This window comes from Streptomyces sp. MP131-18 (genome assembly GCF_001984575.1).
GTDB classification, from domain to species: domain Bacteria; phylum Actinomycetota; class Actinomycetes; order Streptomycetales; family Streptomycetaceae; genus Streptomyces; species Streptomyces johnsoniae.
This window is the reverse complement of the sequence record NZ_LZNS01000001.1, coordinates 6113473-6124372: the sequence shown is the minus strand read 5'-3', so window position 1 is coordinate 6124372 and position 10900 is coordinate 6113473. Positions and strand designations below refer to the sequence as shown.

Annotated in this window: 9 protein-coding genes; 1 reads left to right on the top strand and 8 read right to left on the bottom strand. The window is 75.1% G+C overall.

The genetic code is table 11. The annotated features are described in order from the left end of the window. Positions 1–100 precede the first annotated feature (100 nt). From STBA_RS27640 to STBA_RS27625, 4 genes are all read right to left on the bottom strand, one after another. Positions 101–1675, bottom strand: a complete 1575-nt coding sequence (locus tag STBA_RS27640) for an alpha/beta hydrolase (protein ID WP_077061801.1) — start codon at positions 1673–1675, stop codon at positions 101–103. Between the two features lie 289 nt (positions 1676–1964). Continuing rightward, positions 1965–2726: a bifunctional DNA primase/polymerase gene (locus STBA_RS27635; protein ID WP_077061800.1), complete on the bottom strand. Its 762-nt coding sequence runs from the start codon at positions 2724–2726 to the stop codon at positions 1965–1967. 59 nt (positions 2727–2785) lie between these two features. Next, positions 2786–3850: a small ribosomal subunit Rsm22 family protein gene (locus tag STBA_RS27630; RefSeq protein ID WP_077061799.1), complete on the bottom strand. Its 1065-nt coding sequence runs from the start codon at positions 3848–3850 to the stop codon at positions 2786–2788. Continuing rightward, positions 3847–5166 (bottom strand): multidrug effflux MFS transporter, encoded by a 1320-nt coding sequence (locus STBA_RS27625; RefSeq protein ID WP_077061798.1) that lies wholly within the window; start codon positions 5164–5166, stop codon positions 3847–3849. Before STBA_RS27625 ends, STBA_RS27630 begins: the two co-directional genes overlap by 4 nt. Positions 5167–5590: 424 nt before the next feature. Between STBA_RS27625 and STBA_RS27615 the strand changes: the two genes are divergently transcribed. Further along, positions 5591–6442, top strand: coding sequence for a PhzF family phenazine biosynthesis isomerase (locus tag STBA_RS27615; protein ID WP_077061796.1), 852 nt, complete (start codon positions 5591–5593; stop codon positions 6440–6442). Here the strand turns inward: STBA_RS27615 and STBA_RS27610 are convergent. The 4 genes from STBA_RS27610 to STBA_RS27595 all read right to left on the bottom strand — a co-directional run bounded on the left by STBA_RS27610 (position 6432) and on the right by STBA_RS27595 (position 10897). Beyond that, positions 6432–6701, bottom strand: a complete 270-nt coding sequence (locus STBA_RS27610; RefSeq protein ID WP_077061795.1) for a DUF1876 domain-containing protein — start codon at positions 6699–6701, stop codon at positions 6432–6434. The genes STBA_RS27615 and STBA_RS27610 overlap by 11 nt on opposite strands. Before the next feature lie 20 nt (positions 6702–6721). Next, positions 6722–8134, bottom strand: a complete 1413-nt coding sequence (locus STBA_RS27605; RefSeq protein WP_107485125.1) for a polysaccharide deacetylase family protein — start codon at positions 8132–8134, stop codon at positions 6722–6724. Positions 8135–8222: 88 nt separating this feature from the next. Next, the gene (locus tag STBA_RS27600) at positions 8223–9629 is read right to left on the bottom strand and encodes a glycosyltransferase (protein WP_077061793.1); all 1407 of its coding nucleotides are present in this window, start codon (positions 9627–9629) and stop codon (positions 8223–8225) included. Beyond that, entirely contained in the window at positions 9626–10897 is a 1272-nt protein-coding gene (locus STBA_RS27595) for a nucleotide sugar dehydrogenase (protein ID WP_077061792.1), read from the bottom strand. Before STBA_RS27595 ends, STBA_RS27600 begins: the two co-directional genes overlap by 4 nt. Positions 10898–10900 lie beyond the last annotated feature (3 nt).

Here is a 10900-nt window from a genome sequence, read left to right as displayed (position 1 = left end):
CGGCCGTTCGGCGCTCCTGCCGGGGATGAGTGCGTCCCCGGTGGCCCCGGCGAAGCACGGCACGGGGCACTCGGTCCTCAGGCGCCTCGGCGGGGCCGGGTCATTCGAGGGTGCACCTGGCGTCGGAGGGCGGAGAGTCGAGGTTGACGAGGTAGTCGGCGACGATGTCGTCGACGCACGCGTTGCCGGCGACCAGGGCGGCGCCGTGCTGCTCGCCCTCGACGGTGAGCAGGCTGCCGTCCAGCGCCTCGGCCAGGCGGGCGCCTTCCTCGTACGGGGCCACGGGGTCGCCGGTGACGGCGACGGTCAACGTGTCGGACAGCCCCTCGATGTCCGTGGCGTACGGGTAGCCCAGGGTCGGCTCCACCGGCCAGGACTCGCACATGTTCCTCGTCTCGCCCAGCGGCCGGCCGGGGTCAGTGAAGGGGCCGGCGGCGATGACCGTGCGCTGGAGCGCCGTCTCCTGTTCCGGGGTGTGCCGTTCCTCGTCCAGGCAGTTGATGGCCTCGGTGGCTTCGAGGGCGTTGCTGTAGCTGCCGTCGGCGCTCCGCTGGTAGTAGCCGTCGTGCAGCCCCATCAGGGTCTCGCCGCGTCCGTCCCTGACCTCGCGGATTCCCTCGATGATCGTGGGCCAACTCGCTTCCGAGTACAGTCCCGAGACGACCCCGTCGATCGCGTCGAAGAAGCTGAGGACCCGGCCGTCGCCGGCCGGGACCGGCTCGTCGAGCAGGGGCTGGACGATCTCCTGGAACCGTTCGGTCACCGCGTCGGGATCGGAGCCCAGCGGACAGTCGGGCTGTTCCGTGCAGGAGGCGCCCATCAGCTCGAACGAGCGCTGGAGGCCGGCGTACTGCGATTCGCGCCGTTCGGCGGTGGCGGCGTACGGGTTCATCGCCCCGTCGAGCACGAGCGCCCGGACGTTGTCCGGGAACATCTCGGCGTAGACCGCTCCCAGCCGCGAGCCGTAGCTCGTGCCGAGGTAGCTCAGCTCCTCGTCGCCCAGCACCGCCCGCAGCACGTCCATGTCACGCGCGGCGTCCCGCGTGCCCACGTGGGAGAGGAACTCCTCACTGCCGGTGCGCTCGGCGCACTGCCGCATCCACTGCCGGGTCTGTTCCTCGGTCACGTTGAGCTTCGCCGACAGCGCGTCGTTCTCGCGCTCGGCGTCGGTGTAGCAGTCCAGCGCGGGGGTGGAGGCGCCGACGCCGCGCGGGTCGACGCCGATCAGGTCGAACCGCTCCACGACCGGGTTCTCGGGAGCCAGCGCGGAGATGATCGCGGGGAAGCTCAGGCCCGAATATCCGGGGCCGCCCGGGTTGGTCAGCAGTGATCCGATCGGCTCCCCCTTCGCCGGCAACCGCAGCAGCGCGATCGACACGGTCTCGCCGCCGGGGTCGTCATAGTCCATCGGCGCCTCCATGCGGGCGCACTCGAACCGCTCGTTCGCGAGGATCTGCGCGTCGGCCTCGGTGGTCGCGTAGGGCTCGCAGGGCTCGAAGGCCAGGTCCTGCTCGTAGAAACGCCGCAGTTCCTCCGACGACTCCTGCGACGACTCGTCCGGAGACTCCTCCGGGGACTCCTCAGCGCTCGATGACGTGCAGGCGCCGAGCATTCCCACCAGCAGCAGCGTTGCGCCGAACGCTGCCGTTCGATGGAGGCGGGCACGGGTAGACATGGTTCTCCTAACGGACGCCGACGTGAGCCGGCCGGCCGTGGGGCAGGACGGCGCGTGCGTGAGGACGGCATCCGCTCAGCTGCCGGCCCTGCCCGAGTCGTCGCTGCCGCGGCGTGGTGGAGGGGTAGGTGGAATCCATGATCCGCGTGCGCCGGGACCGCGACGAGTGCGCTCCGTCATCAGTCCCGATGACGGATGTAACGAACGAACGGTGACACGTCGCACTGGCCGCTGCGGGCGTTCCGGTGTTACCGCCGGTGTCCGGCCCGTGGGCCGTGGTCGGGGGGAGTCAGGCGCCCTGGACCGGCCCGGCCTGGGCGCGCCAGGGGCGGAACGAGCTGTGCGGCGCCTCGCTGCCGTGCGGCTGCTGCCGCTCGGCGGCCAGGCCGCCGCAGGCGTCGGTGAGGGCTTCGAGCAGCATCAGCGGCTCGGGCAGCGGATGTTCAGGGCCGCGCAGCCAGCGCACGCCGCCCTCGACGGCCGCGGGGACGCGGGAGGGCGGCACCAGGACGTAGCTGCCGCGGCAGTGCCAGCGCAGTCCCGGGTGCTCGTCGACGCTCTCGGGGTGGCAGTCGAGGGCGCAGGGCCACCACTCGTCCTCGTCGTCCGGGGTGCCGCGGGTGGCGGTGAAGAACAGGACCCGGTCGGGGTCGGCGACCGCGACGGGCCCGATGTCCACGTTCTCCCCGGCCAGGCGTTCCAGGGCCGTGTAGCCCGCGGCGGCGGGCAGGTCGAGCACGTCGTGGGTGCGGCCGGTGGCGGTGATGAAGTTGCACTCGGGGTCGGCGCGCAGCCACCGCAGGATCTGGTCGCGGTCGGTGGTGGCCTGGGTCTGCCAGGCGAGCGACACCGGGTGGCGGCCCGGGGTGGGACAGCCGATGCGCTCGCAGGAACAGCCGTAGCCCTGCGGGTGCGCGGCCGGCGCGAGCGGCAGGCCCGCGTCGGCGACGGCGAGCAGCAGGTTCTCGCGGGCCTTCGCGGCGGCGGCGCCTGCGGCGGCGCCACGTGCTCCGCGGCGCAGCCAGCGGGGGAATCTGCTCTCGCGTTCCATGAGCCTCCTGCCGCCTCACTTCTTTGCCGACGCGCCGTGGAGCGTATCCGGCCGTCCTTTTATTCCGCTGTAACGCGCGTGTCGCGCGTATCGGGCACATCCTGCCCTGTGTCGGTCTCGGATGGGTAATCGGGAGAAAGGGGGGAAAGGGGCGGCCAGGGCGCGCCCCAGTCGCCGGAACGGGCCGCGCGGTAGTCCTCGCGGTGGCGCTTGGAGACGGTTTCGCGGCGCAGCTCGCCGTCGGCCGTGCACAGATCGAGCAGCACCTGCCCCTTCCGCAGCAGGGGCCTGCGTACGATGCGGCCGGGCGCGGGGCGGCCGGCGACGGAGTCCCGCGCGGCGGCGACGTAGGCGAACTTCTCGTCCTCGTACGGCAGTACACCGCCTTTCACCCGTCGGTGGAGTGCCGAGCGGCTGACGCGGGCCGCGAAGTGGCACCAGTCGTCGCCGGTGACGGGGCAGGTGCCGCTGTGCGGGCAGGGCGCGAGGACGTGCAGCCCGGCGGCGATCAGCCGGTCCCTGGCGGCCCTGATGCGGCGGTAGCCGCCGGGCGTGCCCGGCTCGACGAGCACGACGGCGGTACCGGCCGCGGCGGCGGAGTCGGTCAGCGCGTCCCGGTCGGCCGCCGGCAGCTCGCCGAGCACGTACGAGGCGGTGACCAGGTCGGCCGCGGGCAGCGCGGTGCCCTGGGCGCCGAGGCGCGCCTGGCGCCACTCGACGCCGTCGAGGCGGCCGCCGGCCAGCTCGCGGCCGAGGTCGAGCGCGGGCCCCGCGCGGTCGAGGACCACGGTGGGACGGCCGGCGGCCGGCCACACGTCGGCCGCGGCCCAGGCGGCGGCGCCGGTGCCGCCGCCGAGGTCGAGGTGGCCGGCCGGGGCCCAGCCGGGGGTGAGGTCGGCGAAGCGGCCCAGGGCCGCGGCGACGGCCTCGAAGGTCGCGGGCATGCGGTAGGCCGCGTACGCGACGGCGGCGGCCCGGTCGGCGAGGACGGGCGGGGCCGCGCCGCGCCCTTCGTCCCGGTAGCCGGACATGAGCTGCTCGACCGCGCCGGCCGCCTGGCGGGGCGGCAGGCCGTCAAGCAGCTGGTCCAGCGCGGTACGCAGGCGCTCGGAGGTGCTGGTCACCGGGCCAGGATAGGACTGGTCCTGCGGCGGCGCGGGCGGCAGAGGGTGACGAAGCAGCCCACGGCGAGCACGGCGAACGTGAGTTGCACCACAGCCATCGGGACCGCGGTCTCCTCGCCCGCGATGCCGACGAGCGGGGAGGCGATGGCGCCGACGAAGAACGCGGACGCGCCCAGCAGCGCGGAGGCGGAGCCCGCGGCGTGCCCGGCCCGGTCCAGGCCCTCCGCGTTCGCGTTGGGCATGACCAGGGGCATGGCCCCCATCAGCACGAAGAGGCCGACGGATACGGGCAGGAGCCCGGGCTCGCCGAACACGCCGGTGGTCATCAGCAGCAGCGCGGTGGCGGCCAGGGTGATGACGGTCAGGCCCGCGGCCATGATGCGCAGGGTGGGCACGCGGCCGATGAGGATCTTGCCGTTGACCTGGCCCATGGCGACCAGGGAGATCGAGTTGAGCATGAAGAGCATGCTGAACGTCTGCGGCGAGGCGCCGTAGATCTCCTGGATGACGAACGGGGAGGCGGCGACGTAGGCGAACAGCGAGGCGAAGACGAGGCTGCCGACGAGCAGGTGGCCGGTGAAGACGCGGTCGGTGAACAGCCCGCCCATGGCCCGCAGGGCGGCGGGGACGCCGCCGGAGTTGCGGCGTTCCCTCGGCAGGGTCTCGGGCAGCCAGCGGTAGACGACGAGGACGAGCACCAGGCCGGCGGCGGCGAGCACCACGAAGATGCCGCGCCAGTCGGTGACGCGCATCAACTGGCCGCCGAAGACGGGCGCCAGGATGGGCGCCACGCCGGAGACGAGCATGAGGGAGGAGAAGAACCGGGCCATGGCGACGCCGCGGAACAGGTCGCGGACGACGGCGCGGGCGATGACGATGCCCGCCGCACCGGCCAGGCCCTGGAGGAGCCTGAAGAGGGTCAGCGTCTCCACGTTGGGGGCCAGCGCGCAGGCCACGGAGGCCACCACGTAGGCGAGCATGCCGACCATCAGCGGCACGCGGCGGCCGAGCTGGTCGCTCATCGGCCCGACGACGAGCTGGCCGAGGCCGAGGCCCAGGAGGCAGGCCGTCAGGGTCAGCTGTACCGTGGCGGCGCCGGTGCCCAGGGCGTCGCCGATCTCCGGGAGGGCCGGGAGGTACATGTCCAGGGACAGCGGCGGCACGGCGGAGAGGCCGCCGAGGATGAGGGTGAGCAGCAGTCCGGCCCGCTGCGTGCGACTGATGTCGGCGCGGGCCGGGCTCGGGGGCGATATGCGGCTGGGGGAGGGGGCGGTGGAGTCGGGGGCGGCCGTGGCTGTCGGGCCGGGCTGGTTCATGAACCTCTCCGTGCTTGAGCGGGGAACGATCCGATCATCCCATGAATGACCGGGCCGCCCCCACTCCGTTTCGCGCCCACCGGCGCCCCGCGGACGGCCGGGAACGGACCCGACGCGGGCCGGTCGTGACGGCCGTGCAGGCACGCGAACCGGGCCCGTGGGCGCCCGGCCCTGCGCCGCCGTTCCGTGTGGAGTCGCTGGTCACGCGCCCGCGGGCCGGCCGCGTCCGCGGCGGGCGCCGCGGGGCGCGGGACGCGGGGCGGCGCCGGCGCGCGCCCCCGGGGCGGGCGGGCCCGCGGCGGGCACCGGCGCACCCGGAGGCGCGCGACGTGACCAAGCACACGCCGGGCCGGCGAACCCACGTTCCCTCGTTCGAGTGACGGAATAACGGAATACCCGTGACCGGCGGCCGGGTTGGCCCGGCATGATTCACGAGGTGCTCAGGTATGCGGCGTTCACGACCGACCCGGCGGGCGGCAACCCGGCGGGCGTGGTCCTCGACGCCTCGGGGCTCGACGAGGCGGCGATGCTGCGGATCGCGGCGGAGGTGGGGTACTCGGAGACCGCCTTCCTCGTGCCGCGGGGCGGCGGCTCCTTCACGGCGCGGTACTTCAGCCCGCGGGCGGAAGTGCCGTTCTGCGGGCACGCGACGGTGGCGGCGGCCGTGGCGCTGGCCGAACGGGCCGGGACCGGCGGCCGCACGTTCCTGACCCGGACCGGTGAGGTGCCGGTGGCGGTGACCGCGAACGGCGGCGCGCCGCGCGCCACGCTCTCCAGCGTGCCGACACGGCAGGAGCCGGTGGCCGCGGCCGACCTGACCGGGGCGCTGGCCGCGCTCGGCTGGCGGGCCGGCGACCTGGACACGGCGCTGCCGCCGCGCATCGCCTACGCCGGGGCGCGGCACCTGGTGGTGGCGGCGGCGACGCGGGAGCGGCTGGCGGCTCTCGACTACGACTTCGACCGCCTGGCGGCGCTGATGCTGCGCCTCGACCTGACGACCGTCGCGCTGGTGTGGCGCGAGTCCGCGGCCGTCCACCACGTGCGGAACCCGTTCCCCGTGGGCGGCGTGGTGGAGGACCCGGCCACGGGGGCGGCGGCCGCGGCCCTCGGCGGCTACCTGCGCGCTCTGGGCCTGGCCGCGCCCCCGGCGGTGCTCACGCTGCACCAGGGGCACGACATGGGCCGCCCGTCCCTGCTGACGGTGACCCTGGAGCCGGACGACCCGCGGGTGCACGTCTCCGGCACGGCGGTCGCGATCCAGGGCCCTACTGCTTGAGGTGCCGCACGGGCCGGTGGGTGCGGGACTCGATGTCCTGGACCGTGAGGTGCACCAGCTGATGCGACAGCTCCGACAGGGCGCGGGCCACCGCGAGTTCGCGGCCGATGTCGGGAACGTTCGCGTCGCTGGGGTGGGCCCTGGCCGTGCCCTCGCTGACCAGGACGGTGTCCGGCTTGTCCTCCAGCCTGGCCTCGGCCCGCGTCAGCCGGCCGTCGGTGTCGATGGACACCCGTACGTGCCATGTCTCGGTCGGCATGCCCGTCCTCCTTTCCTCGTTCACTGCTCCTGCCCGGTTCTTTCGACGCGAAGAGCGTCGATGACCGGCCAGGGGACGTCCCGGCCGGCGCGTGAGGCGGACACGGCGACGCCGCCGGTGCCGGGTGCGGTGTCCGCGGTGGCCGCCAGACGCACCCGCCCGTCGACCACGACGGTGGTCCGGCCGCCCCGCACGGTCAGCTCGACGCGGTGCGCCGTGCCGCGCGGCAGCCGGCGTTCGGCGCGGGTGCTGCCGTTCTCGACGAGGCGGACGCGGTGGTGGGAGACGCGGACCTGGACCGGGGACCCGCCGCCGACGCGGGCGGCCAGGCCGAACGTCGCGCCGCCCGCGGTCAGGCCCGAGACGTCCGCGCGAACGGTGTAGCCGTCCCAGTCGGCGGTGGCATGCGGGGCGTATTCGGCGTACTGGTAGCGCCCGGCGGCGGGCCTGCGCGGCCCGCCGCCGGGGAGCGTGCCGGGCGCGGGCGGCCTGCGGTCGGCGGCGACCCAGCGCTCCCGGTCGGCCAGCAGGTCGCCGCCGGGCGGCAGCGGGGTGCGCCGGGCCACCTCGCGCACGAGTGCGTCCGCGGTGGTGCCGGACAGCACTTCGAGGCGTTCGAAGCACTCGCCGGGCGCGGACCTGCGGCTGGGCGGCAGCGGCCGGCCGGCGCGGTTGGTGAGCGTGGCGGTGAACAGGTCGCGGACCAGGGCGTCGGGGAAGCCGCGGGTCTCGGAGAACGGGTAGGAGAACAGCGCGGGCCTGGGCAGACCGTGTGCGGCGAACGCGTCGAGCGACCGCCTCAGGTCCGCGCGCACGCCCTGCGCGCCGCCGCCGTCCGCACCGCGGGTGTGCAGGTCGTGGGTGTGGCTCTGGAAGTCCCAGCGGCCCGAGGCGTGCATGCGGGAGATCTCCGGCCACGACAGGTAGTAGGGGCGGTGGCGGCCGACGCGGCCGGTGATGAGGAACGCCGAGCCGTGCGCGCCGTGCCGGGCCAGGATGCGGTCGGCGTGGACCCACAGGCCGTGGGTGCCGTCGTCGAAGGTCAGCAGCACGCCGCGCGGCGGTGGCGGCCCGCCCTCGGCCCAGTCGGCGAACTCCTCGGCGGTGAGGGTGCGGTAGCCGGCCGCGGCGAGCGCGGTGAGGTGCGCGTCGAGGCGTTCAGGCGTGACGGTGTAGCGGTTGCCGGGGTCGTGCGCGATGTCGTGGTAGGCGAGGACGACGGGGGGCGTGCGGTCGGGGAGCGCGGCGCCGAGCGCGCGCCAGGCGGCGGTCGCGGCCGGGTCGGCGGCCGGTGCGGGGGCGGCGTCCTGGGCGGTGACGTCGCCGCGGTGCTCGTGCAGCTGCCAGGCGGCGGCGAACGGGGCGGCCAGGACCGCCGCGGCGGCGAGGCCGAGCGCGGCGCGCAGCAGGCGGGCGTTCACGGCAGCGGCCACTGCGGCCACCGGCCGCGGCCGAGCACGAGCCCGTAGAGGGCGAGGACGGCGAGCGCGGCGGCGGCCGTCCGCAGGACGCGCAGGGTTTTCATGTGGCGCTCCTGGACCAGACGTTGCGCCGGATCGTGAGCAGGGACCAGGGCAGCAGCCAGGCGAGCAGCGTCGCGGACAGCAGGCTCATCAGCGGCCGGTAGCGCCAGCGCGGCGTTCCCGGGTGGTCGATGCGGAAGGCGACGCCCCATACGACGCCCTTGAGGAGGACCCCGGCGAGGTAGAGCGCGGTGAGCGTCCACAGCCCGGCGGCCGGCGCCCACAGCAGGTGCCGCACGGCCATGACGGGCGCGGCCAGGACCCACAGGACGTGCCCGTAGTAGAGCGCGGCGGCGGCCGGGCCGCGGCGCCACATGAAGGTGCCGGTGAAGAAGATGTTGCGGATGAAGCTTTTCTTCCAGCGGATCTGCTGCCGCAGGAACGGCCGCAGCCGGGCGGGCACGGTGGTGCGGACCACGGCGGAGCGCACGTAGCCGGTGCGCCAGGCCCGTTCGGGGTGGTCGGTGCCGTGGACGAACGGCGAGCCGGCGTGCCGTGCCTTGAGGCGGCGGCCGAGCCGGAACTGGCCGAGGACGTAGCCGGTGAGCTGCCGGTCGGTGGCGAAGCGGAAGTCGCGGCCGAGGAAGCGGTCCTCGGCCCAGGCGGGCAGGTAGTTGTAGACGGCGTCGCGGCGGAAGACGGCGAGGGGGCCCGAGACGCAGGTGACGGCGCCGAAGACGGCCTCGGCGGCCTTGGCGACGCGGAACTGCCCCTCGTACCAGACGTCCTGAACGCGGGTGAGGAGCGTGGCGTCGGCGTTCAGGGCGCGGGCGTGGCCGCTGACGGCGCCGAGTTCCGGGTGGCGGACCAGGGCGTCGACGCAGCGGCGGAGCGCGTCGGGGGCCAGCAGGCAGTCGGAGTCGGTGAACGCCAGCACGTCGCCTTCCGCGTGTTCCGCGGCCAGGACCAGGGCGCGCTTCTTGCCGACGTTGCGGTCGAGGAACAGCAGCCGGACGGGGAGTTCGGCGGCCAGGCGGCGCAGGATCGCGGGGGTGCCGTCGGTGGAGGCGTCGTCCACGACGACGAGGTCGAGTCCCGGGCAGTCGCTCGCCGCCATGGACCGCACGCAGGACTCGATGTGGTCCTGCTCGTCCTTGACGGCGAGGAGGAAGCTGACGCGGGGCGCGGGCGGCAGCGGCGGGAAGTCCGCGGTGGCGGCGACCGGGCGGCGGCGCACGGTGCGCACGGCCGGGTCCTCGTAGTGGGCGTAGGCGAGGAACAGCATGACGGTGGTGACCGCGAGCACCAGGAAGCCGTAGCCGAGGACGAGCGGGCCGCCGGGCAGGCGCGGGGCCTGGGCGGCGAGCAGGATCAGCAGCGGGAGCAGGGCGAGCAGGGTGACCAGGCGGCGCAGGGCGTGCCGCACGCCGTCGTCGAGGCTGTCGTACCGGGGGGCGAGACTCATACCAGGTACCGGCCCTTGGGGCTGTCGAGGCGGTACGTCGCGTCGAGGACCGGCCCGCAGTCCTCCAGCCAGCCCAGGTCCTGGCCGGGGTGGACGGTGTGGACGACGACGAGGTCCCAGGGCCGTTCCGCCGGGTCGGCCCTGTGGTGCAGCAGGCGGCCGCGCACCGGCAGGACGGGGATCAGCGGGTCGGTGTAGGCGACGTCGGCACCCGCCAGGAGCAGGTCCTCGATGAGGCGGAGCGCGGACGATTCGCGGTGGTCGGCGACGCCCGGTTTGTAGGCGACCCCGGCCACCAGGACGCGGGCGCCGCGGGCGGGGACGCCGCGGGCGGCCAGGATGTCGCGGGCGCGGCGGGCCACGGCGGGCGGGCGGGCGGCGAGCGCGGTCATCGCGGTGTCGACGAGCGGCGCGGGCACGCGGGCGGCACGCAGCTGCCACAGCAGGTAGTGCGGATCGCAGGGGATGCAGTGCCCGCCGGCGCCGGGCCCCGGCCGGAAGGGCATGAAGCCGTACGGTTTGGTGGCGGCGGCGTCGACGACCTCGGTGATGTCGAGGCCGAGGTGGCCCGCGATGGTGGCGAACTCGTTGGCGAGTGCGATGTTGACGGCGCGGAAGGTGTTCTCCAGGAGCTTCGTCAGCTCGGCCGTCTCGGGCGAGCCGACGACGTGGACGCGGGCGGCGACGGGCCGCAGCAGCGCGGCGGCGCGGCGGCTGCACTCGGGCGTGGCCCCGCCGACGACGCGCGGGACGGCGCCCTGCGGGCGGTCCGCGTTGCCGGGGTCGATGCGTTCGGGGGCGCAGGCGACGAATACGTCGCCGATGGGGCCTGCGGGGCCGAGTCCGCGGTCCGCGAGTGGGTCGAGGAGCAGTTCGCGGGTGGTGCCGACGTAGCTGGTGGAGGCGAGCACGATCGTCTGGCCGGCGGTGGCGTGGCGGACGACCGAGGCGCAGGCGGCGCGCAGGGCGCGCGGGTCGGGCAGCAGGTGGTCGTCGACGGGGGTGGGCACGCAGATGACGACCGAGCCCGCGGCGGCCACCGCGGCGGGGTCGCCGGTGAGGGTGAACGAGGGGCCCGCGGCGAGGGCGCGCAGCCGCGCGCGGTCGGCGTCCGGCAGGTCGACGGCGCCGCGCCGGACGGCGTCGAGGCGGTGCGGGTCGGTGTCGAGGCCGATGACGCGCTGGCCGGCGGAGCACAGCGCGAGCGCGGTGGGGAGGCCGACGTAGCCGAGCCCGAGGACCGCCACCGGCCCTGGAGACCATCGCATGAC